The organism is Shewanella indica (genome assembly GCF_033842865.1).
In the GTDB taxonomy this organism is placed as follows: Bacteria; Pseudomonadota; Gammaproteobacteria; order Enterobacterales; family Shewanellaceae; genus Shewanella; species Shewanella indica.
Genome location: NZ_JAWXXR010000001.1, coordinates 4,278,313 through 4,302,827, shown reverse-complemented (window position 1 = coordinate 4,302,827; position 24,515 = coordinate 4,278,313). Strand labels below are relative to the sequence as shown.

Below are 24,515 nucleotides of genomic sequence, written 5' to 3'. Positions count from 1 at the left end.
CTATAAGTAATACAGATGAATGTAATTTGTGATTATTGAGTAATGGGGAGTCTGACAATGAAGTCAGCGTTTAAGTTTTGCTTCACTCTAATATGTAGTTTTCTTTTATTTGCCTGTGGTGGGGGTGGCAGTATTTCCGACGGTGGAGATGGCACAACGCCGACTCTGCCTACAGATACTTATACCATCAGTCTCAAGTTAACCGATGCCAATGGTGAGCCTTTATCGGAAGTCTCCAATGCCGTACCGGGGAAATTGGTTGCTACGTTGAGCAAAAACGCTGTGCCATTCCAGGGCGGAAGAATTGTCTTCTCCGTTGAAGGTCAAGGTGTATTGGCTTCTGACAGTGGGGTTTCGGATGCACAAGGTGTGGTGCGAATAGATCTCTTGCCCGGCGATAAGTTGGGTTCGGGGACTGTAACAGCCCGGTATACTCCTGGCAGTGGTGATGGTGCTGAAGCTCAAGTCTCATTCAATACCAAAGGTGATGGTGGCGCCGATACCGGGGGAGCTCAGATATCCTTGGTGCTTGTTGCTAATCCTGACAGTACAACCCCTTTGGAAGCGATCACCTCATTAACGCCGGGTTATTTGGTGGCCAATGTCACCGGGATTTCCAAACAGACCATTGTCAAGTTTACCAGTGACAGGGGCGAAATCCCCATAGATACGGCGGCCACAGATAATGGTAAGGCCTATGTTCAGATCTTGGCCGGTACTCAGCCTGGAGCCGGGATTGCAACCGCGACTTTACTGTCCGGTGAAGAGACATCCCTGGTATTTAAAGTCGGTGCAACCAATGTGTTTATGGGCAGCGGCTCGCCATTTCAGGATGGGGTGGCAGCTGTGGCACCAGCCGTTGTCTCTGCTGGTGGTACAGCGAGTGTCAGCGTGACATTGCAGGATGATAACGGTAATCCTTTTGTCGAGCCTGCCGAAGTTATGTTTACTTCAGTCTGTGCCGGTAAAACGCCTTTGGAAGCGGAAATCAGTTCACCTGTTATTGCAGTTAATGGTGTCGCTACCAGCACTTATCTCGCCAAAGGCTGTGTCGGTGATGATACTATCAATATCAGTGCTAATGTCGGAGGCAAATCACTGACGGCCAAAGCTGTGGTCAATGTGTTACCGGCGAGTGTGGGCAGTATCTTTTTCATGGATGCGACTCCGCAAACTATCCGCTTAAAAGGCACGGGTGGTGCGGAATCGTCAACTGTTAGATTTAAAGTGCTGGATAAGAACAACAATCCTGTAAGTAATCAAAGAGTTAATTTTTCCCTCAATACAGACGTCGGTGGTATAGAGATAGATCCTGTTTTCGCGACGACTAATGCACAAGGGATAGCCCAAACTGTGATTAATTCAGGAACCGTATCGACTTCAGTCAGGGTAACCGCTGAAGTGGATGGCAGTTTGCCATTGATTTCGTCCCAGTCCAGCCAATTGGTGATTTCGACCGGCCTTCCGGATCAGGATTCCTTCTCTCTTTCTGCTGATAACTATAACCCGGAAGGTTGGAATTATGATGGCGTTGAAGTCAAAGTGACTGCCAGGTTGGCAGATGCTTTCAACAACCCGGTTCCGGATGGCACTGCAGTTAGCTTTACCACAGAAGGTGGCGTCATTGAGTCTTCATGCACAACAGCAGCCGGTGCTTGTACCGTGACCTGGACCAGTCAAAACCCTCGCCCTACAGGCAACACCCTTGGGGGGGAGAACAACCCTCCCTGGATAACCTTGGTCAACCCTATGGCGGACGGGTAACTATTTTGGCCACGGCAATTGGAGAAGAGTCGTTCCCGGATCTCAATGGTAATGGACGATTCGACCTTGATGAATGGAACGACTTCAAGAGTAAACCAGATGTTTCCGGCCGTCCCTTTGATTTATCGGAAGCCTTCGTCGACCATAATGAAGATGATATGTATGACAGAGCGCTAACCGGTGGAGAGTTAGAGACTTTTGTGGACTTTAATAATAGCGGTAGCTTTGATGGGGCGGATGGCGTCTATAACGGTAGTCTTTGCCGGCTTGATGACAGTAATAATCCTCACGAAGGGTGCTCAGCAACCGACAAGTCGCTCAATGTCAGGGCTTCTATTGTATTGGTGATGTCGGGTAGTGACCCGGTTGCTTCAACTCCTGAAATTACGGATAGCTGTACTGATGATAAGAACCAAGTGGATGTTTGTGACGGCCTCAATGACAACCAGACCTTGGATATCATAGGTAAATCCGTTGGTGCGGTATCAATCATTGTCGGGGATCTTCATAATCAACCCTTGCCATCCGGGACGAGTATCACTTTCAGCACCTCAGCAGGTAGTTTGGCGAGTAAGGGTAACTTTACTGTACTCTCAACCAATCAAAATAGCGCATTGGAGTATAGTGTGATGGTGAAAGGTGCCGACCAAGCCGATGCCGGAAGTCTGCTGATTGAAATCACCACCCCTAATGGAGTCTCTACCATCCTGCCCAGTATTCCCGTGGTTATTCATTAAGGGAACAGATAACTCTCTGATAAGCGACCCAAGTGCCTGATGGAAAAATCAGGCACTTTTTTTGAATTCATCGTGGAACTCCGGCCTGCAATCTACCAAGAATTATGGGGGATCAATTTTAATATCTCGGTTTTAATCTCTTTGTTTTGTCTCTTGGTTTTGTTACTGTTCCGGCCCATTGTTGAGCCACTAAAGTTCGTGGACTACTGAATTTTCAAACCTTCAGATATTTAAGGGAATAAAAATGAGTGTTTCGATGTATCGCAATATGATTTGGTTGGTCGTAGAAAGCACAGATCTGGATGGAATCGTTGACCAGCTGAAGGGGGAGGCGGATATCAGGTCCATCAGCGATTTTGGTTCTGCAGGCGATCTGAAGCTTATCTGGAAAACTTCACATCTGGTTGTCGCGGATCTTGATGGGCTTATCTACCTTGGTGGTTGGGGCTTGCCGTTTCGCCAGTATGGCCTCAGGGACAGTATGGAAATGCTGGATGAATGCCTACGCAACCTTTCAGAATTCGCCGCTAGGTTAAGCCAGAGATTTGGAAAAACTTATGGCTTCGGTGACCATCAGGGAGGTATATACAATTTTTGGTTTATGGCGGAAGACGGTCAGGTAACAAGAAAATATGCCGTGTATCATGACGGGCTTTATGAATATGACCAAAGCTACATCTCGGCGGGTGAACCCACGGAGGCAGAGGTACAAGCCGCTAAACGTTGTTATATTAATGGTTTGTCTACAGGGGGATGTTATCCGGATGACGCGAACGTTCGGGAAATTGCCACCAATTGGGTGCTTGATCCGCAGCAGTTTTCGCAACGGTTGATCAGAGCAAAGTTGATTGAGTGGAGCCTGAGAAAGCCCGTGGTATGAGAAGGTGAAATATAAGCAGTGGGCAATCCAGGTGTGGCTTACAGACCTGTCTGCTATGTTGAGTTTCTTGCAAAGGACTAGGGCCATTTGCTGCGAACCACGCCTTGCATCCAGGCCCGTAAGCCGACCCACAGCACACATGGGACTTGTTCACACCTTCCTTAGATGAGTGCACTTGCAGTAAACATGTTTATTTTTAGAAGAGTAAAGAGTTTATTGCCTGTGTTCATTTAAGCGGCAGTTTTCAAGTCAACCCAGAGCGGCAAGATAGAGATCAAGGACTTTCCGTAGATGCGCCCTTGAATGCCACCGATATGATAGTGGGGCTGCTTAAAAGTGTACGGGCGCGGGAAAACGGCATGCAGGGCGTGACTCGGCATCGCCCTCAATAAATGTTTAGTTGCAGGCTTGCTTTAACACCTGCAGTAGCCCGGTTTCAGAAGCTGCCAGCTCAGTTTGTTCGTTTAATACATCTGCCAGTATGGTGTCTGTGGTCAGCGGGTTGGCCAGCACCACCCGGAATACAGTCACGGTTTCTCTGTGATAACGGGCGGGTTGGATCCGGGTGCGGGACACAAAAGACTTGCCTTGTTCACGTTGTTTCTTCTGGATGGCACGAGTGAGGTCATCAAGAATACCATTGATCTCTTTGACCTTTTCAAGATTGCCCTGGGCCAATTGCCGGCTCAGAGCAGTTTGTGCCCAAGAGGGGCACCAACGGTAGGTGAGCAGACATAACTCGGGCGCACTCACCAGTTCAAATTCGCTGTGTTGCTCAATCAAGCCGGCAAAGAAGCGGGCCTTTTCCAGCGAATTATTGATCAGTATTTCATAGCCTTCCTTGCCGATTATCTGCATGCAGGCATGCACCAGCATGGCCATTCCGGGACGGGAACCTTCCAGAGTCTGGCTGCCCAAATCCTTGGAACCTTTACGCAAAATATATTCGGCATGATGCACAATTGCCCGCGCCAGTTCAGGCTGTTTGAATAGCACCATACCGGCACCCATAGGAACATACATCTGTTTATGGGCATCTATGGTCACTGAGTCGGCCAGTTCTATCCCTTTGAGCAGATGGCGATATTTGCTGGATAACAAGCTGGCTCCGCCCCAGGCGGCATCAACATGAAAGTGGCAATTGAGCTCGGTTGCCAACTCGGCCAGCTCAGGCAGAGGGTCTATATTACCGGTTTCTGTGGTGCCGGCGACGCCGACAATCGCCATGACTCGGATGCCCTGTTGGGCCAGCTTGGTGGCCGCCTCGCGCATGGCGTCGACATCGACCTTATTGTTGGCATCGGTCGCGATTGAAACTATGTTATCCCGGCCAATGCCCAACAGATCGGCAGCTTTGCCCAGGGAGTAATGGCCGCGCTCGGACACCAGTATCGCCAGGCTCTTCCAACCGTAGTGGCAGAGCGCTGCGCCTAAGCCTTCGCGATTGATACCGCGAAATTCACCGTCAGCCTTGAGCAGTTGGTTACGGGCAATCCACAGGGCGGTGATATTGGCCACAGTGCCGCCGGAGCAGAAGGCTCCCAGAGCATGATTGGCGCTGTGCATCCACTGGTGGTAGAAGTCGGTGGTTTGGCCATAAATGAGGTGATGCATCATCCCCAGTACCTGCCGCTCCAGGGGAGTGAAGGCCTTGGAGGTTTCGATTTTGACCAGATTCTGATTCAGGCCCACCATCATTTTCGACAAGGGCAATACGAAGTAGGGCAGCGCCGATGTCATATGGCCGATAAAGCTGGGGGCGGCGGTGTGTACTGAATGCGCCACCAAATTCTGCATCATCTCTTCAGTGTAGTCAGAAACAAATCTGGGTTGACGCGGGATTTCAAAGGCCTGGAAATCCTTTTCGATTTCACTCAGGGGCTTTTCCAGCGCGGCAATATTTTGGGTCAGGAAACCGGCGAGATCTTCAGACAATGCCTGCTCTATGCGGCTCAGGGTCGATTCCGGTGCTTCGGGCACGGTAAAGATACGCATCAGAGAGTTTTCTGAGGCGGTGGCCTGGCGTTGTTTGCTGGCGGTCATTGGGCTTTGGTCTCACACTGTATCTGCCTGTGTCTGCACAGGTCTTGAAATGGCAGCTCACTTTACTGCAAGGATTGCGGTCAGACAAGTTGAAACTGAAGCGAAAAAGCAGCGGGCCAAGGAGGTTGACCCGCGAAAAATCAATTGGCGTTATTCAGTTGCAGAGCCAGCAGAGCGGCGATATTGCTTGAGGTGCGCTGCAGATTGGCTCTGGCTTCGGCCAGCGCCTTGGGCAAGTTGCAGGCCGAGGGAATGATATCAAAAATGGCGCTCATTCCCTGCTCCAGCACCAGCTCTGAACCCGCGCCCAGACAGCCGGCAATACCAATCACGGGAATGTTGCGCGCCTTTGCCAGGCGCAAAACTCCCATGGGTGTCTTGCCATAGATGGTTTGTCCATCAATGCGTCCCTCGCCGGTGATAACCAGTGCGGCGCCTTCAAGTTTGGCATCAAGTCTGACAGCCTGCATGACTATGTCGATACCGGGGCGCAGCTCTGCGTCCAGAAATGCCATCACCCCAAGTCCCATGCCACCGGCGGCGCCGGCACCACTTTGCAGGCGCTTATCTTCAAAGCCGCTCTGAACCAGAATATCGGCAAAGTGGCCAAGGGCAGCGTCAAGCTCGGCGACCATTTCCTCAGTGGCTCCCTTTTGCGGCCCGAATACCGCCGAAGCGCCGCGCTCGCCACATAAAGGGTTGTCCACATCACAGGCCACTTCAAAATGGCAGTCAGTGAGCGCCGGATGCAGTTGGCTGCAGTCCAGTGTTGCCAAGGCCGCGAGTGCCGCCCCCCCCGGGCCTATCTCCAGCCCGGCACTATCCAATAGTTTAGCGCCCAGCGCCTTGGCCATACCGGCGCCGCCATCATTGGTGGCACTGCCGCCAAGGCCGATGATGAAGTGGCGAATGCCACGCTCTATGGCATCGATAATCAGCTCGCCGGTGCCGTAACTTGTGGTCAGCCTTGGATTGCGAAGCGCCGGGCTGACATGATGCAGCCCGGAGGCGGCCGCCATTTCGATAACTGCAGTTCTGGCGCCATGAGTGCCTTCTGTACCCAGAATACCGTAATGGGCCTTCACAGCTTGTCCGAGTGGGCCACAGACTTCAAGCTCGACCAGGTGACCGTTGGTCGCATCGACCATAGATTGCACTGTGCCTTCGCCGCCGTCGGCCACCGGCACTTTGAGGTACTCGGCATCCGGCAGCCTGAGTTTAAAGCCTGCTTCAATTTCATTGGCTACTTCGAGGGCGCTCAGGCTTTCCTTGAAGGAATCCGGTGCTATCACTATTTTCATCTGATTTCCTGTACAACGGGCTGCCGGTGAAACCGGCAGCAGCAAGGGAAGAGTTTAGAGCAGAACCAGGCTAAGCAGCCAGACGAAGATGATGGCGGTGATCCCCTGAATTAGGGTCGCCATAGTCTGAGCCCGGTAGGCCTGGGCTACGCTCATACGGCTAAACTGAGTGACTACCCAGAAGAAGCTGTCGTTGGCGTGGGACACTGTCATGGCTCCGGCGCCTATGGCCATGACGGTCAGCACCCGGCCCATTTCGCTGCCAAGGCCGATATCACCCAACATGGGAGCCACCAGAGCCGAAGTGGCTACCAGCGCCACTGTGGAGGAGCCTTGAGCCGACTTCAGTGCCGCCGCCACCAGGAAGGGCATAAAGATACCTATACCCAGAGCCGACAGTGAAGTACCGATAAAGTCACCGATAGGCGTGGCTTTGATTACAGCGCCAAAAGCGCCGCCGGCACCGGTAATCAGCAGTATGGGGGCGGCAACGGCCAGGCCCTGTGAGATACGCTCGGAAAACTCTTTGACCTTGTTGTCGCCCTTGAGCAGCAAGAGTGACAGCCCCAAGCCTATCATCAAGGCATTGAGTGGTTGGCCGAGGAAATGGAACAGGCTGAACAGCATGCCTTCACCCATGGGCTTGGAAGGGAAGGCGGCGATAGAACCAAGGCAGATCAGCAAAATAGGAACAAAAATAGGTGAGAACGCCGCCAAGGGGCTTGGCAGCTTGCCATAAGCAGCCTTGAGTGTTTCAAATTCTTCGGCAGAAGCCTTGAGCTCTTCGGCGCCTTCGCCATCCGGCTCAGTGTTCATAAAGCGGTTGGCCCAGAGCAAACCTGCGAAGGCGGCAACGGCAGAAACCAGAATGCCTACTGCAATCACCAGCCCCAGGCTGGCTTCCAGTTGCAGGTTACCGGCGGCGGCAATCGGGCCGGGAGTAGGCGGCACAAAGGTGTGGGTAGCATAGAGGCCGGTGGCCAGGGCGACGCTCATGGCAACGCTGGAAACCTGCATTCTATTGGCCAGAGACTGTTTCAGGCTGTTGAGGATCACAAAGCCTGAGTCACAAAACACTGGGATGGAAACGATATAACCTATGATGGACATGGTCAGAGTCGGGAAGCGCTGCCCGAGCACCTTAATGACCACATCGGCCATGGTGATGGCCGCGCCGCTCTTTTCCAGCACTGTGCCTATGATAGTTCCCAGGACTATCACCAGTCCTATATAACCAAGAATACCTCCAAAACCACCACTGATGGTTTTGGCGATTTCCCCGGCGGGCAGGCCGAATCCGAAGGCGGCGATAAATGACGCCAGCAGCAGCGTCAAAAAGGGGTGTAGTTTAAATGTTGAGGTGGCGATGACAATAAAGATGATCACCGCCAATAGTACTAGTACCAGGCTCATAAGTGTCCCTTATTGGGTCGTTATTTATGTAGGGGTTGGGGCGCCGGCGCGAAGGCGGGCTGGCGATTATTATCCCAGTTGCCGCGCCGTGATGGCTTTAGGGGAAAATACGGAATTCCCCCCTGAAAGTGGTTAGTTTTTTGTGCGTATGCACAATTATTTGTGTTCCAGGCGACTGAGGACCTCTCCCAGGTAGAGTTGCAGTAATCCATCCAGGCTTTGCAGCTCTATGCCGGTGATCTCACTGATACGTTCCAGACGATACCTCAGGGTATTACGGTGAATAAACAATGCCTTGGCACATTGTTGCTGGTCACCGAAGTGTTGCAGATAGGCGCTCAGTGTACGCAGCAACAGCCCCTTTTTGTCATGCTGCTGCAGTTTGCGAAAGGGCGCTGCCAGCTCCTGACCGCGCCAGCTATTAACCAGCCCGGACAACAATACTGCCAGCGCGTGATCCTGATAGAGGTACTTGGTCTTTTCCGGCGCGCGCTTTTTCCCTAATTTCAGGGTTTCCAGCGCAGTTTGATATGAACGCCGAATACCGCCTTCACCGGGAAAAAAATGCCCCAGCGCGATTTTGAGTCGGCCTTGGGTGTCGGCCGGCAAACGGGCAAGCAGTTTCTCGATTCGCAGATCCTCAAGCGCCGGATCCCAGCTACGACCATCGAGAAAGGCGGGTTTGAGGATCACCAACTGATCCATGGCGGTCATGGCCACCAGGTTGTCCCTTTGCGGATACTCGAGTAAACGCTGGATTTCCTTGAGATCAGTGGCCTTGCTTTCGCCTTTGGCGAGTTCTATCACGGCGGCAACTCTGGGTTTTTGCAGATCTATCTGCAGCTGGGCGGCCCAGGCACAAAAATCGCTTTCGCTATAACTGTCACGTTTCAGCAGTTGCAGAATAAACTCTTCCCGCTGGCGTTTATGCCAGAGATCCAGCTCGAGGGAGTTGGCTTGCTCGACCATCATTTCGGCGGTCATTTTCAACAGCTCACCATAGTGCAGCAGCTCTGCCGGATTACCGGTAATGCCGACAACGCCGATTATCTTGCCGTGGTAGTGCAGCGGCAGGTTGATCCCGGGTTTGACGCCGTGCAGGCTGTGGCGACTGCCTTCATCTATCACCACAGTGCGGTTTTGGGCTATGGCCAGAAGGGCGCCTTCATGGACACTGTTGAGTCGCTGCTTGTCGCCGGAGCCGAGGATCACCCCTTGACTGTTCATCACATTGATATTGTGGTCGATGATATTCATGGTGCGATCCACTATCTGCTGCGCGGTCGCGGCGTCGAGAAAATACATGCGAGCCTCTAGGGTCTGTTGACCTTTCATGGTTGAATTTTGCTCGTACTAGACGCGTTTTAATCGCGACGCAAGGTATGCAGCCTAGGGGCCTAGGTAAATACCTTGCAACAAAGAGTAAAGCGCGTCTAGCCGAGCCCTTTGGGTAGCATTTGTCGTTGTTTGGTATAAAAAACGACAAAAGCTGCAAAAACCATCTTCAAGGGTCAACAGACCCTAATGTGCTAATAACTCGGCGACTCTCTGCCTGAGCCTGGGTAACAGGTTTTGCTCAAATTCCGGGTGCTGTTTAAACCAGAGGCGATTACGCGGACTCGGGTGAGGCAGCACCAGTTTTGTCGGCCACAGCGAGTCAGCTTCTGCCACGGCGGTACTGACAGGCGCCTTGGCCAGTGGACTGCCCTTGAGGTGCCAGGCCATGGCGTATTTGCCGAGGATCAGTGTCAGCTCGATATTGGGCAGGGCGGCAAAAAGCCTTGGGTGCCAGGTGGCTGAGCATTCTGGCCGCGGCGGCATATCACCCTGTTTGCGCCCCTGTTTTTCAACCGTTCCCGGATAGCAAAATCCCATGGGAATGACGGCAAACAGCCTGGGGTCATAAAACTGCTCGCGGCTCACCCCCAGCCACTGCCTTAGTCGGTCGCCGCTGGCATCGTCAAAGGGCAGGCCACGCTCATGGGTTATCCTGCCGGGCGCTTGCCCCGCGATTAAAATCCTGGCGTCAGGGTGGGCCTGCAGTATCGGCTTGGGCAGCAATGGCAGTTTATCCCGGCACAGGGTGCAGGCTCGCACCTCATCGAGTAGCGGAAAATCACTGGGCAGAGCGGCAGTTTTCATTATATTTCCTGGTTTTTGATGGATATCAGACCCTACTTAGGCTTCGAAAACTTGGCTCCGAAAATCAGGCTCCGAAAATCAAGCACCGAAAAAGTGTTGCCAGGCCTGAAAGCCTTCATACAATGTCAGCCCCAGCGCCGCTAGTATTAACACTATCCGGCTGAACTTAAAGCCGTTTTCTTTACGCTGTTGCCAATCGCTAGCACTCCAGGCGATAAGCATCGCCGGGATAGTCAGTGGCCAGATGAAATTGGCCAGCAGCAACAATAAGGCAGAGGTTGCCAGCAAGCGCCAACCGGCCTGAGGCCCGGCGACTTTGGCCGAGTTTTTCAGTTGCAGTGGCAATAACGCCAGTGCCACGGCTATCAACACCAGACCGAAGTTCATACTGAGATCGGCAACAGAGGCATGATCCCAGAGGACAAGTAACAGGGTAATGAGCGGAATGGGCAAGGCCCAATAGATATGGCTGCGGACAAACCCTGGGCGGCTATATTGGCCGTTGAAGTAAAAAACCAGCTGCAGTAGCAGGTTAACCAGAGTAAAACCACCCAGCACCAGTATGGTAAACACCCCGGCCATTAAACCCTCGGGTTGTGCGGCCATGGCCGATAGCGGAAAAAGGGCGACCAAGGCACAAGGATATTTCAACTTCATCAATAGATTCTCATCATAAAGGCTGCGCCTTACATTGGCTTAAAGGCGAAAGGCTTGCAAGTGCTTGATGGCCGTTATGGGATGGCTCTGAGACTATGAGGAAAAAAGGGGCAGTTCCGTCCGCCCAAGCTCACAAGGTAACAGGGAGGTGGGCCGGGGGAACCGGCCCACGAAAGGTAAACTAATCTGCTGTAGCTTCCTTAATTTTGAAAGGGAGTATTTTCAGCAAAGTATTCGTGACTGTCGGCGTTTTGAATCGCCTGGGCCGGGTTACTCAGGGCCAGCGATTTGGCGCCACTTTGGCCGTAGACAATGTCATCGGTTCCCGCCACCACATTGAAGTGACTCATTTCATGGACTATGGTGCCGCCCTTGGAGTCGGTGCCCGATAACGGTGCGCTCCAGAAGGCGTTACACATGTAGATCTTGTAGGGTTGAGTCGGGTAAACGTAGGCGTAATAACTCTTCTTACAGCTGCAATCGAAGGTGAGTGGCTGATTGTTCAAGGCCGAGTCTATGGCACTGAAGTTACTGCTGACGCTATTCCAGCGGCTGCTGTTGTAGCTGCCAAACCAGGTGGCATAACGCACAGAGCTTGAAGGGTTGTTGTTGCTCGCGAGGTATTGCTTGCTGTCGGCCGCCATGGTACGGGCGGCGTCCAGTCCCGCCAGAATATCGCTCTGTTGGGAATTGCTGCAACGGCCGGTAAAGCTGATACCGTCAGGCGCCGCATTGCCATCGCCACTGCCGGGTTTACCCTTGTTGGCGCCGGACTTGAATTCACGGCCTTCCACATAGAAGCTGACCGGATCTGAATGTATCCCTTCTATCCCTAAGCGGGCCAGCTTCTTTTGTTGGCCCGGGTTGGGGGAGAAGAGTTGCAACGAACTGACATCATAGCTTATCTCGTAGTTGCCACTGCTGCTCATGTCGTAAAGTGAGGACAACTCTACCTGATAGGACACACTCTCACCGGATTTGAGCTTGATATAGTCCTGCTTGCCGGGCGCCGGGCGTTTGAAATGGGCGCCCAGATAGTGACGGTCAAGGCCATCGGCATTGACTTTGAACAGGGATTCTTCCACTCCATCAGCGGCTGTGTACCACTTGAGCAGTTTTACCGGCTGGTTGGCGTCATTGGTCAGGGTCACAGTGACCAACACGTTATCACTGGCCTTATAGCTCTGTTGGCTCATCTCCAGGCTGGCACGAATGCCATCGGCCAGCACGCTGGTACTGGAAAGGGCCGCGAGCAAGGCTATTCCTTGTAGTGTATGAGTGATTCTCATGCCATTGTCCTCAGGTCATATAATCTTAATTGTTATATTTGTTACAAAAATGTAACGCTTGCAGTGTAAGCTGCAAAAAGGGCCGCTGGCAAGAGGAATTTTACCGAATGCTTGTTGGTTTGAGGTGAAGGCGGGAAGAGATAAAAAAGCCCGCGAAAGCGGGCTTTTGAACGTTAAGAGTGAGAATTACAGACGGTAGTTGACGCTCAACATGATCAGGTGAGCCGTGTAGTCATGGCTGTTGTCACCAAAGCTGACCAGGTTCCAGATACCATCCGGGGCGATATCGTTACCTGCGTCGTTGTCCTCGTATTTCTCCATCTTGTAGTCAAGACGCAGCGCCATTTTCTCAGTAGCCTGATACTGGGCATAGAGGTTGACGTTGTGCACTTTGGCATAGTAATCGCCATAGTCGCCTGTGATGCCTTGGCGTACCTGAGTGCTGGAATCCGAGTCAGAGTAGGTGTAATCCAGCCCCAGACGCAGTTTCTTCTCCAGCAGGTTGTCGTAGGCCAAACCGGCCCCTATGACATCTACCTTGTCTTCCACGGTTCCTGTCCAGGTGACAGTGCTGAAGTTGCTGCTGCCGGCCTGATCTGAGTCTATGGTCTGATGGTTGTAGAAGGCGCTCAGGCTGAGATCGTCTGTCAGCAAATAGCTGATACTGGCGTCATAGCTGAGGTCTTTGGATTCAGTCAGACCGATAACCGTGTTGTTGTAGTCATCCAGCGCATAGCGGGCACCGAAATCCAGGGTCAGGGTGTCGGTAGGGCTGTGAGTTACCCTGGCTTCAACCTGAGTGCGCTTGCGGTCGGCCAGATTGTACTTGCGCAGCAACTTGTTGGACTCGGAAGAGGTCCACTCAGATGCTTCGTACTCTGAGCCATCGCGCTTGCCATAGCTGCCCTTGATCCACATATTCCAGTGTTCAAAGCTGTTGAGACTGAAACGGGCCCAAACGCTGTTCTCGTCGGTGATTTCCCTGTCCTGATAGCTGCGTTCATCACGACGGTAGTCATAACCTGCGTCCAACTTCATGCCGTTGGCAATCCGGTAATCCATGGCCAACTTGGCCTTGTGACTGGTGTTGTCATAAGGGGTGTTGTAGGCCACACGACCACTGACGTTATTGATACTGATCTGGGTCCATTCCTGGATCTGGGTCTGGTTGTCCCTGTCATAGTAATCATAACTGCCGCTGATCCGCAGATTGCGGGTGGCGCGTTTGACCGCCTTGAGGTTCATCCCCAGGATATCGACCTTGCCGTCCAGGGATTCCTGCGGCAATTGATAGCCGTAACCCGAGGTGATAAAGGCTTCATCCTGGGTCATCTGTCCGGCAAACAAACGGCCGCTGACCACGGCGCCTTTCTGGGAAAATTGGCCGCTCAAGGTCACAGTGTGGGACTCGTTATCCGGATCCAGGCTCATATAGCCCGCCCTTTGGGCACCAAAGGTTGGGTTGAAGGCGTTGTCGAATCTCAAGGTCTGGATATCATTCTTGAAGAATGAACCATTGTAGTTGAGTGCGGTAAACCAGTTGTCACCCTTGAGTTTGATCCCGGCCTCGACGGTATCTGTGGTGTAATCCACAGGCTCGGCCAGCATCATTGACTGGTTGAAGAAGCTGCCGGACGCAGTTTTCAGGCCGGTTTTTTCTTCGCGCATATAGGTGACATAGGTGCTCCACAGCTCCTCACCCTGATATTCAAGACCCAGGCCTGCGCGCTTGCGCTTGAGCGACAGCTCCAGTGGGCTCAGGCTGTCATACAGCATGGGCATTTCGCTGCTGCCACCGGCTGTCTGCCAGTTAGCCGGCAGTGTTAGGTTGCCGCTGCCTGCTCCCAGATAAGGGCTCATGGCTGAGTCTGTTTTATAGGTGTGGATCTGACGGTAGTTCAGGTTGATGTTGTACTGCCCGAGTTTACCGGCATTGATATCGACCCGGCCGTTTTCCATCCCCAGGTTATCGGCTTCGATACTGGCTCGATAGCCGTTTTCACCGCGATAGCTCAGGTCAGCGTCCACCTTGCCGGCAAAGTCATCTTCGGCGGCAAAGGCGTTGGCAGAACGGATATCGTCAGAGTCGTTATAGCCAACTCCGGCGCCAATAGTGCCGGATACACCGGTTTCACTGACGCAACCCTTACAGCTCCAGGCCGAGAATTTAACCTTCTCGGTATTGGCATTGGCCAGGTCATAACCGTCGGCGGCCATCGCCAGGCTGGCAGGAGCCAGCAGAGCCAGGGTGATCAAATTAAGTTTGAATTTCATCTTCCCGCCTCCTTAGCGTTGGAACAACTTGCCGGATGGATGGTTGGAACCATGGATCTGGCTGTGACAGTTCAGGCAACTGCGACCACCGGTAAAGGCGTTGTCGTTGACCTGAGAACCCATGCCTGTGTTACCCAGATAGGCACGGCTGGCGTGACCATCGCTGGCGTGACACTGTTGACACAGTTGCGGCGCACGGGTCTTCAGCATGCCATCGTTAACACTGCCGTGTGGGTTGTGGCAAGTGACACAATTCTCAGTGACGGGTGCATGCTCCCAGAGTTTTGGGCCGCGCTTCTCCGCATGGCAACTGTAACAAGTGTCATTGACTGATGCCTTGTTCAGATCGGCGTCTGTGGTGCTACCGTGAGGATTGTGACAGTCGCTGCACACCATCTGTGCCCACTTCAGCGGATGGCTGGAACGCTTGTTCATATCAGCCTTTTGCTTGGTGTGACAGCTGGTACAGACTTCCATCTCAGTGTTTTTGGAGAGCACTGGATCTTTGGCGGTATGCACGCTGTGGCAAGAAGCACAGGCGACATCGGCATTGTCATGGTGACCGCCGTTCCAGGACATACGCTTGTCATCCTGGTGACAGGAAAGACAGACGCTGTTCTGCTTGTCGGCCGCCAGGGTTGAACCCTTACCGAAGGTAATCATGGGTTCGTTACCGCCACGGTTGTGTTTGCCCATAGGGCCGTGACAGGCTTCGCACTGAAGTCCGGCCATAGGACTCTTGCTGGAGTCGATGGCGCCGTGAACCCCTTTGAACAGGTCCATGACTTTCTCTGACTTCTTGTGGCACATCAGACAGGAGTCGGCACCCTTGGGAGAGTAGCTGCCTTCGGCAAACTTCTGATCCAAGGTAGCTTCCACTTCTTCCGGGCTCATTTTGGCGTCCCACTTGGAGGCGTGAGCCACCTGGGTGATACCAAAAGATAACACTGCCGTCGCCAGGAGGGCGCTTAGCAGTGTTGGTATATTTTTGCTGATTCTCATATTAGGCATCCTTAATTTGTCCAAACCCTTGAAAGACGGGGGAGGGGACTCCCCCGGCCTGGGCAAATTACATCTTCACCTGAGTGTGATCTGCGGCGGTTGGCTTGTGGCAGTAGAAACAGGTTTCCAGCTGCGCAGCCTGGTTGGCAGCGGTGTAATCACCATCTACCACAGCGCCGTAGGCTTCCAGTTGCTCCTTGGTATGTACCATGTAGTCACTACCCACAACGTGGCAGGAGGTACAAGTGGCCGTGATAGGCGTGGTGTACATTTCTTTTGCGGTTGCCAGAGCGCCTTTGTTCTTGAAGGCGTCAAGATTCAGGTCGTTGTGACAGGCTGAACAGTTGCCACCGATCAGGCCGTGAGCCTTTTCAATGTGGGTCTTGTGCAGTTTCATCTCCAATGCGCCTTTGTTGGCACCGCTGGCGTATGTACCATCAGGAGTATGACAGGCCACACAGCCATCAACACCGACGGTGAGCTTACCGTTTACTTCGCGGCCCAGCTGTTCTGTCATTACAAAGCCTGAGTGGTGGCCTTTGTGCAGTTCGAAGGTGTCACTGTGACAGCCTTCACAGGTAGCGAAGTCCACTGAGTCGATATGACGGTGACTAGGTGCATCACCTGACTTGGTACCGAAGGCCAGTTGAGCTTTCATGCTGGTAGTGGTAACACCATCGGCGCAGGCGATGAGCTCGCTGCCTTGGCTGCACATTTCCAGACCGATAAAGCTGAAGGCGGTATCGGCATCACCGGCACCGAAAGGCAGGTCCTGAACGGTGAATTGCAGCTTGCCGTCAACCAGGGTCACGGCATCTTGCAGCTGGCCGTCTTTAACCAGATCTTTGGCGACCTTGGCTGTACCGCTTCCAGGGCTTTTGTTGTAGCCCATGACAGGGAAGTTAGGGCCCACGTTGGTGATGGTTTCCAGACGCTTGATCTTGGCAAGTTCCTTGTTGGCATCCAGCGCATTGCCGGCCTTGTCCAACAGGGTCACAGTCAGAGTGGCACTGTTGTCGGCGCTGCCGGTCAGTTCGGCGGCCAGACCGCGCTGAGCGATAACGGCGCGCTTATCAGCGGTTACACCTGTATGCAGCTCTTCTGTCCACTTGCTGTTGTGACAGGCGATACAGTTGGAGTTGTCGGTTTGTTGGCTGTGGCCTTGGCCTGCAGCAAAATCTATGTTGCTGTGGCAGCTACCGCAACTTGCAGCAGTAGGCACTTTGGACCAGTTGCCCCAATCGGGCGTCAGCTCGACATTGGTGTCGTTGTGACAGGATTGGCAGCTGTTAAGCGCATCCAGCCCCAGGTCCTTGTGCTTGGCGTGAATAAGGGCATTGAACTCTTTTCCTTCACCAACCCGACCAGGAGTGTGGCAAGTGGCGCAATAGTTGACGTCAGGATAGCCACCGTTATGTTTGACGTCGGCCAAGTCACCGTGACAGGTATTACAGCTATCAGTACTCACCAGCATGCGGCTGTATGCGGCAGCACCTGAGTTGGCACTGAAGTCGACGAAGGCGTTGCTGTTGGGGATCAGAGTGCCGTCAGGCAGTGGTGTGTTGTAAGCGCGCAGCAGTACCCGCTGGGCCAGCTCAGGGTTGAAGCTGATGCTATCTTTACTCAGTTCATTGAGTGTCTTGCTGAAGGTGTAGCTGTAGCTACCGTTTTTGTGGTCAACGAAAGTACCTGCGCAGCTGCTGCTTACAGTGCAGTCTTCGTTGCCGAAATACTGCCACTGAGAGGCGTTACCGGCACCGGTTGCGCCTTCCGGCAGCAACTGAGCGGCGGCGAAGCGGAACTTCTGCAGGCCAACTACCGGCATATCGTCTTCGTTGGTCACGGTAAATTCAACCGTTGGGATACCGTCTTTGACAACGGCCTGCTCAAAGCTGAAATGCAGTGCTTTGATTTCGCCAGCCGGCTCGCCGCCTGGGTTACCTGGATTACCATCGTTGCCATCATCGCCACCACAGCCACCTAAGGCCAGAGTAGCTGCACTGGCTGCCAGCAGCAGTGCGATTCTGGTTTTTTGTGCGTTCATCATCTTGTTCCCTGCAATAGTGGAAGTATCTGGTTTAGGGAGTGGTTGATTTGAGTCAACCAAATTGATTATGTAATTGGCCCTTAACCCGATACCGGAAATAGGATTTCCCCTTGAAAAGGCTAACTCAAGCAGGGCCGAAAAGCTGCATAACTGGTGTTAATGTGTGACTTGGATCTTTCTATTTATAAAGAGGTATTTGAGCTGGTAGGAAAAACTTAATCTCGATCAAAAAAACGCTGTTTTTTAATTCGATTTTAACAATTTGGCAGATAAAAAAAGAGAGGCCGCAGCCTCTCTTTAGGGTTAAGTTTTAGTGGCTGAAGCCCCAGTTGGAGTGAGCTTCCAACAGCTGGGAGTCTGTATGACAGGTAGAACAGGCTTCTTGGCCTTTCTGGGCGTCATAATCACTTGCAGCTACACCGTGGCCTGTACCTATCACACCACCATTGGTCACTATGTGGTTGATAGTGGTTTCACTCAGGCCGTATGGCGGCTGGTGACAGCTGGCGCAGGCGGCAGTCTGTGGTGATACCAGAGTCTGTTCTGTGCCATCGTCAGTCTTGCCGAAGGCAACCGGAGCGGCATCGGCGGCAATTTTCTTCAGTGAGAAGCCGTCTTTACCGTGACAGGTCTGACAGTCTGTCTTCTTGAAGAAGCCGTTGTCTGAGCTGTCATACAGGTAGTGCTTGGAGTGCACTATGTACGCCAGGTTGGATGAGCCGTCACCCTTCTTGTCGCGGGTTCCGTTATGGCAGGAGGCACAACCGTCGATGTCGTTGGAGAAACGGTGCTTGATGGCAGTAGTGTGACACTGCTGACAAGCTGTCATTTCGGCATGTTGCACCCTTGGGGTATCGTTGACTTTGCTGCCATCCAGATTGAAGTAAACCGTGTCAGATGGCACGTAAGGGCCGGAGTTAGGGATAACACCGTCTGCGATTGGCTCGCAGTCGGCTACAGCGCCTTTGCCATCGAAGCAGACATGCAGCTGGCTGCTCAAGGCCACTTTGACCTCAGGTGTACCCATGACTTCGGCTACTTTAAAGTCGCCATCGCTGAAGGTGACATCTATGCTGCCGTCGGCGCCTGCACTGAAATAGCGATAGCCAACTTTTTGGTAATTAACCAGGAAGTCGTCTTTGACCACGCCGTTGAAGACGATGGCGCTGGTGTCACCACCATATTTATATGGGCTGGAGTCTATCTGCGCCAGCGTTACATTGGTGTCGCCGTGTTTGACCGTCATATTGGCCGTGACTGTTTTGCTGGCCTCATCATAGGTCATGCTATTGAAAATGACGCGGGTCTTGGCAGCTTGGGCACTGTCGTTGTTGCTGTAGTGAGCGCGCTCGGCACCACGGGCACCATCAGGATCATTGTGGCAGGAGACACAGTTCAGTTTGTCTTCTTTAATCTGGCTATTTTCCGCATCCCAGTGCCAGGAAGGTACGGCATATGGGCTGTTGTGACAGTTCAGACAGGTTGCGGAATCCTTGTCGGCTTTCCAGGCATCGGCCATCGCCAGGTTTTCATCTGGTTGGTGGCAGGTCTGACAGTTGCTGGCTGATTGCGGGAAAATACCGTTGTAGAAGGCATGACTGTGCACTTCGTGTGCCATGCCCTTGATGGAGCCATCGAGTTTGTGGCTGCCGATCACTTGGCCATTTTCGTCCTTGTCATCCTTCATGTAGCTGTTGTAGTCGGTGTGACAGAAGGTACAGCTTTCCAGAGTGACGTGTTTGCCGCCGTGCATAGCCAGTGCGCCATCATGACCGGGTCTGTGACAGCTTTGGCAGGTTTCATCGGCGATAATCGGCTTGGGTTTGGCCTGAGTAGTATCGGAAGAGGGTTGCCAGTAGAAGAAACTGTTGTTAACCAGGTTAACGTTGGCTGCATTGGCTGTCTTGATGCCAAGATAAATACCGTTGACCATGTCGGCCTTGTAGTCGTATTTACCCAGAGTATCTATGGCTTTGTTCAGTTTCAGTGTGTAGGTGCCGTCCTGATTGTCGGTCAGACAATCTTCACAGTTTTTACCCTGGAAGTAGGAAGAGCCAGTGTAGAAGCCATCACCTTTGTCTTTGTTAAAGTAGCTCAGCCAGATTTCTCTCGCTTGGCCTTCTTTATCGGTCAGACCTTCAATCTCATCTTCGCTGCCGACACGGCCGAAGGAGACTGCACCTATGTCAGTGTTTTTCAGACCAAAGACGGCGGCGCCGTTGGCATCAGACAAGCTGAAGTTGATTGTCAGGAAGCCGTTAGTGTCTACAGACGCGGAATTAATCTTGGATTTCAGCGTGTTGACTTTGCTTATAGGTGTGCCGACAGGACCTGGCTTACCTGGTTCGCCATCTGACCCGTCGCTGCCACAACCGGCCAGCATCAGAGACAGCAAACCGGCACCCAACATCGCTTTCGTCGCGGCATTGAAATTAAACCGTTTCATCATGATATTTCCCTGCAAGTGATTTTAATCATCACTAACCAGAGGTTAAATAAGAATAAATCTCATCAACCATGGAAAGTGTGTGGAATTATTTTTCCAAGGCCAAGGCTACCCAAGTGGTGGGGATTAATCAGTCACTTTAGATGGGTTATGTGATTAAGATCCGACTATTTCTTTAGGGGTATACCGCTAGATCAAAAAAAGTTAATCCTGATCAAAAAAACGTGTTTTTTGAAAGAGTTTTTAACGAATTTTGCTGCATAAAAAAGGGAGGCAAAAGCCTCCCTTTGGTAGCAATGTTGAGTTTAATTGCCGTGTGCGTTCATCAGCTGAGCCGGGGTGTGACAGGTGGCACAGGCCTCTTTGGCACGGTTACGGACATCGGCTTCATCCATGCCATCCAGAATACCGCCGTTGGCCTGAATATGCGATTTGGCGGCATCACTCAGGTACTGTTGGTGGCAGCTCAAACAGGAGCCGGCATCTGAGGAAACCCAGATATCCGCGCCGCCATTGCTGATGTCACCATAACGCCAGACGCGATCCGGTGACCGCCCCAGAGTGATACCTGTGACGCTGCCGGAAGACTCGGCATGACAGGTGGCACAATCGGTTTTCAGCACAGTGCCGGACTTAAGCCCTGCATACTTGAGGAAGTGGCCCTCACGCTCGTGTGCCTTCCAGGCGAAGCTTGAAGGGATTTTTCCGCCGGGATAATCGGCGTCATTACGCAGTGTCTTATCCGGTGTATGACAGGTCTGGCAGTTGACGCCATTGTCATAGTGATGGATCTCCTTGCCATGACAACTCTGACACTTGGTCGGATCTATGATGGCGCGGCGGGCCATGGCATCCATACTGCTGTCGACACCATTGTTACCCCAGACAAAGCGGTAGGGCTCCTGCTGGATAGCCACAGAGCGAACTCCATCGGTTGCGCAGTCCGTCAGTTGAATATCGGCAACACCATAACCGCCGTTATTGAAGCAGGCTTCCAGTGCCGACCAGATTTCAAAGCTCTTGCCATCCGGGCTTGCCGGCATATCAAACGCCGGAGTCAGAGTATAGCTCTTGCTGGTGGCGTCAAAGCTGCCTTCACTGAGACGAATACGGCGCTGGCTGTAGGAGGCTTCGTTATAGGCAGGGTAGTCCTTGTCTATATCCCAGCCGACTATCATACGGCTGCTCTGATCGATAAAGCTTTGATCCATGGCGTTGCCGTCTTTATCCAACACCTGCACTTTAAAGGTCATCTTGCCGGCGTTGCTGCTGACCTCCAACACCTTGACGCTCAGCTCTGCCGCCAGAGTGTAAGCTTGCATCACATCACCGTGGCGTTTGGCTGCGCTGCCGGTACCGTGATAGGTATTGTCAGTGTTGTGGCAAGCCATACAATCAGTGCTGGAGTGGTGGGATGAAGGTTTTTCTGTGTGACAGGCGACACAGGCAGTATTGCTTTTCTCGGCCTTGAATAGGTCGGCATTGGCCGGAGCGCCACTGCCTTCCTGGTGACAGACGCTACAGTCTGAAGCCGGTTTACGGGGGAAGCCGACCACACCATAGTCGTGGACGCTGCCGCCATAACCGACAATCTTGTATGGCGCCGGCACTTCGTTGCCGTCGGCATCATAGGTGTGACGCTCTGCGCCGCGGTGAATGGCGTGGATCAAATAGGTGAACTCCACGCTGTTACCCGACTCAGGATCTCCTGAGGTCGCAGTATGGCAGGAGGCGCAGTTTTCCAGCGCTATGCGCCGTCCGCCGTGCAGCTCCAGGCTGTCCGGTTGGTGACAGGTGTAACAGGCATCTATGGCGACCACATTGCGGGTCTGAATGCCTTCTGTCTTGCCGCTGGACGGTTGCCAATCATAATGGGCATTGGCGGTAATTTGAGGCAGTTTCAGTTCCAGCGTGGCCCTTTGAGTGGCATCGGCATCATAAGCTATGGCCAGCGGCTCTGTGACTTCGGCAATATTGACCTGATAACTATAGCTATAACTGCCGTCACCATTGTCGACCAGGCAGGTCTCGCAGGCGCTGGCGGCTTCGACTCCAGCCTGATACTGAGGCGATGGACTGAGGTTGTCCACCCCATCGGGAACCGATGATGGTTGTTTGAGGCTATTGATATAGGCTTGCCATTGGAATCCCCAGTCGGCTTCTCTGGCTTCTTCGCCTTCACCTATGGTTTCGGTCACATGTGTCAGCTGAGCGATACCAAATCTGAGGTCATAGTCTTTGTTCAGACCCAGCACTGCCACACCATTGGCGTTGGTCAACATAAAGTCGACCGTGACCTTACCTGCTTCCACTTTGGCGTCGGTAAACTTGACCTTGAGTGTCGGAGTGGCATCGATATTCACTCCGATCACGCCGTCCTTACCGTCTTCGCCATCCTTGCCGTCACTGCCACATGCCATGAGCGTCAGCGACATCAGAGTGGCCAATGCCAGGCGGGTATGCCCTTTAACCAGTCTTGAGCTTTTCATCATTATTTCCCTGCATTGCTTTGATTGCACGACTGAGCCAGTGTTTAAATACCGGCTCTTTCCTGTTATTGCCGCCCTTAAAGGGCGGCTTATTGTTGTTACTGAGCGATAGGATGCACCTTGGTGACATCGGCCAGGCCACCCTGCCCATGACAGGTGGCGCAGCTTTCCGTTCCTGCCTTGGCATCGGCTTCAGCGCCTTGGAACACGGCCCCTTGTTGTGTCATATGGTTGCGGGCACCATCGCTCTGGTGGCAGTTACTGCAGATTGCCGCCGTGGGGCTGGTGAAGCTGCCGTCATTCAGGCTCAAGGGTTGCACCGCCGAGTTGAGCGGCAGCGCCATACTCAACACGCCATTTTCATCTTTGCTGTGGCAGTGAGCACAGTTGCCTATGTTCCCCGGGAACTGCAGCGTCTCGAATCCTTCGTAGCGTGCCGAGTGCAACGCATGGATCAGCTGTTTGAAGTCGGCGCTGCTCGCTGATGGATTGGCAGCAGTGGCATCGGCTTGCATATTGGGGTTGTGGCACAGCTGACACTGACCGGCCAAGTCGTTGCGAGCACCGTGGAAGTTCAATTGCTGATCGCCATGACAGCTGCCACAGGTTTCGTTGCTGACCACCTGGCGTCTCCCGGCCGTGGTGAGCCCGGCCATGTTGAATGACTGGTGGCTCGACTTGATAACCAGCACACTGGCGGCGTTGTCACTGCAGTCGACCAGCATGCCTTGGCTGGCACAGACGCGACCCTGAATCGCCAGGGTACCTGCATCGGCTTCACTGCCAGCGGGAATGGTCAGTCCATCCAACTGATACTGATAGACACCATTACTGCCGGACAGCGGCGCCACTTCATGTACCCTAATTGAACGGGCAGAGCGGGTGGCGTAATCAAAGCTGGTGCCCCAGTTGGCGTAGACCCTGAGATCGCTGACAAACATCTGTTTGTCGGCGCTGTCGTTATAGGCTGCACCTGTCTGCGGGTTACTCAGCTTGAGCGAGAAGCTCAAACTGGTGCCGCTGACACTGGCGTTGGTGACCTCGGCCTTGAATTGCCCAAGGGCCGCCAGGTTCTCCTGATTGGCGTGGACTTCACGGGTCCAATCCGGATTGTGGCAGGCGACACAATTGCTGTTATCCGCTTGCGCCGGGTGACCTTCGCCTTTGACGAAGTCGATATCGTTATGACAGCTGCCACAGGACTCCATAGTTGGCACCCGGAACCAGTTGTGTTGTTCGCTGAGGGTTTCGTCCTCTTTATGACAGGTCTGACAGTCAGACAAGGGTTTGGGGAATCCTGCCAGGTGCTTGGCATGGATCATTTGCGGGAAGATGTTTTCCGGATTGCTAACCCGAGTGGCATTGTGGCAGGTGACACAGGTTTCCACCTGGTTATAGTTACCGCCGTGAAACGCCAGGTCATTGTGACAGCTGTTACAGGTGTCGATGGAGACAATGTTGCGGCTGTAGGCCGGAGCACCCGCAGGTGGCTGCCAGTCGTAATGGTCATTGGTTACCGGCAATGCGGTGCCATCTGCCAGCGTATCACCACCGAGTTTGATCACTACTCTGTGAGTGGCGCCGGTGATTTCAGCTATCTCATTCATACCGTCGAAAGGGGCACTGAAACTGTAGGAGTAGTTGCCATTTTTATGGTCAACATAGGTGCCCGGACAGCTGCTGGAGCAGGTCTCTGAAGTGAAATACTGCCACTCACTGCTGTTGCCGGCCCCACTGCTGCCTTCCGGCAACAACTGCGCGGCAATGAAGCGTCCTGAGGGGATACCTACTACCGGCTCATCATCCTGATTGGTGACCCGGTAATCTACCCGGGTAATGCCCTCTTCGAGGGCCGTTTCCTTGACCTCAATATTGAGCTTACTGATATTCATTGCCGGTTCGCCGCCCGGTTCGCCGGGGGTTCCCGGGTTGCCATCATCACCACCGCAACCTGAGAGAGCCAACATGGCGGTCAGCAGGGGCGCGCCTAGGTAAAACAGGGGAGTTTTTGGGGTGTATTCCTTTGACATC

At 53.1% G+C, this 24,515-nt stretch carries 16 protein-coding genes; 3 read left to right on the top strand and 13 right to left on the bottom strand.

Annotated elements, in window-relative coordinates; all coding sequences use genetic code 11:
- Nucleotides 1-57 precede the first annotated feature (57 nt).
- The 3 genes from SIL79_RS19230 to SIL79_RS19220 all read left to right on the top strand — a co-directional run bounded on the left by SIL79_RS19230 (nucleotide 58) and on the right by SIL79_RS19220 (nucleotide 3,381).
- A complete protein-coding gene (locus SIL79_RS19230) occupies nucleotides 58-1,764 on the top strand; it encodes an Ig-like domain-containing protein (RefSeq protein WP_319619897.1) in 1,707 nt (568 codons plus the stop codon).
- Between the two features lie 5 nt (nucleotides 1,765-1,769).
- Complete coding sequence (locus tag SIL79_RS19225) at nucleotides 1,770-2,501, top strand: hypothetical protein (RefSeq protein WP_319619896.1); 732 nt, start codon at nucleotides 1,770-1,772, stop codon at nucleotides 2,499-2,501.
- Between the two features lie 244 nt (nucleotides 2,502-2,745).
- Entirely contained in the window at nucleotides 2,746-3,381 is a 636-nt protein-coding gene (locus SIL79_RS19220) for a hypothetical protein (protein WP_039033865.1), read from the top strand.
- A 396-nt stretch (nucleotides 3,382-3,777) separates the two neighbouring features.
- On the opposite strand, the gene panP is transcribed toward SIL79_RS19220, so the two are convergent.
- The 13 genes from panP to SIL79_RS19155 form a co-directional block, all read right to left on the bottom strand.
- A complete protein-coding gene (gene panP, locus SIL79_RS19215) occupies nucleotides 3,778-5,424 on the bottom strand; it encodes a pyridoxal-dependent aspartate 1-decarboxylase PanP (protein WP_319619895.1) in 1,647 nt (548 codons plus the stop codon).
- A 140-nt stretch (nucleotides 5,425-5,564) separates the two neighbouring features.
- Nucleotides 5,565-6,725, bottom strand: a complete 1,161-nt coding sequence (locus tag SIL79_RS19210; protein WP_319619894.1) for a glycerate kinase — start codon at nucleotides 6,723-6,725, stop codon at nucleotides 5,565-5,567.
- 54 nt (nucleotides 6,726-6,779) lie between these two features.
- The gene (locus tag SIL79_RS19205) at nucleotides 6,780-8,138 is read right to left on the bottom strand and encodes a GntP family permease (protein ID WP_039033868.1); all 1,359 of its coding nucleotides are present in this window, start codon (nucleotides 8,136-8,138) and stop codon (nucleotides 6,780-6,782) included.
- 156 nt (nucleotides 8,139-8,294) lie between these two features.
- Nucleotides 8,295-9,443, bottom strand: a complete 1,149-nt coding sequence (locus tag SIL79_RS19200) for a sugar diacid recognition domain-containing protein (RefSeq protein ID WP_071476467.1) — start codon at nucleotides 9,441-9,443, stop codon at nucleotides 8,295-8,297.
- Nucleotides 9,444-9,659: 216 nt separating this feature from the next.
- The gene (locus SIL79_RS19195) at nucleotides 9,660-10,280 is read right to left on the bottom strand and encodes a uracil-DNA glycosylase family protein (protein ID WP_144361129.1); all 621 of its coding nucleotides are present in this window, start codon (nucleotides 10,278-10,280) and stop codon (nucleotides 9,660-9,662) included.
- Between the two features lie 78 nt (nucleotides 10,281-10,358).
- Complete coding sequence (locus SIL79_RS19190; protein ID WP_226683865.1) at nucleotides 10,359-10,937, bottom strand: hypothetical protein; 579 nt, start codon at nucleotides 10,935-10,937, stop codon at nucleotides 10,359-10,361.
- Nucleotides 10,938-11,137: 200 nt separating this feature from the next.
- On the bottom strand, nucleotides 11,138-12,226 hold the full coding sequence (locus SIL79_RS19185; RefSeq protein WP_319619893.1) for a M35 family metallo-endopeptidase: 1,089 nt from the start codon (nucleotides 12,224-12,226) through the stop codon (nucleotides 11,138-11,140).
- A 186-nt stretch (nucleotides 12,227-12,412) separates the two neighbouring features.
- A complete protein-coding gene (locus SIL79_RS19180; protein WP_039033872.1) occupies nucleotides 12,413-14,500 on the bottom strand; it encodes an MtrB/PioB family decaheme-associated outer membrane protein in 2,088 nt (695 codons plus the stop codon).
- Nucleotides 14,501-14,512: 12 nt separating this feature from the next.
- Nucleotides 14,513-15,511 (bottom strand): DmsE family decaheme c-type cytochrome, encoded by a 999-nt coding sequence (locus tag SIL79_RS19175; protein WP_039033873.1) that lies wholly within the window; start codon nucleotides 15,509-15,511, stop codon nucleotides 14,513-14,515.
- Between the two features lie 58 nt (nucleotides 15,512-15,569).
- Nucleotides 15,570-17,549 (bottom strand): OmcA/MtrC family decaheme c-type cytochrome, encoded by a 1,980-nt coding sequence (locus SIL79_RS19170; RefSeq protein ID WP_319619892.1) that lies wholly within the window; start codon nucleotides 17,547-17,549, stop codon nucleotides 15,570-15,572.
- Nucleotides 17,550-17,859: 310 nt separating this feature from the next.
- Nucleotides 17,860-19,998, bottom strand: a complete 2,139-nt coding sequence (locus tag SIL79_RS19165; protein ID WP_071476463.1) for an OmcA/MtrC family decaheme c-type cytochrome — start codon at nucleotides 19,996-19,998, stop codon at nucleotides 17,860-17,862.
- A 302-nt stretch (nucleotides 19,999-20,300) separates the two neighbouring features.
- Complete coding sequence (locus SIL79_RS19160) at nucleotides 20,301-22,487, bottom strand: OmcA/MtrC family decaheme c-type cytochrome (protein ID WP_319619891.1); 2,187 nt, start codon at nucleotides 22,485-22,487, stop codon at nucleotides 20,301-20,303.
- A 95-nt stretch (nucleotides 22,488-22,582) separates the two neighbouring features.
- A complete protein-coding gene (locus SIL79_RS19155) occupies nucleotides 22,583-24,514 on the bottom strand; it encodes an OmcA/MtrC family decaheme c-type cytochrome (RefSeq protein ID WP_405130422.1) in 1,932 nt (643 codons plus the stop codon).
- Nucleotide 24,515: the final 1 nt, after the last annotated feature.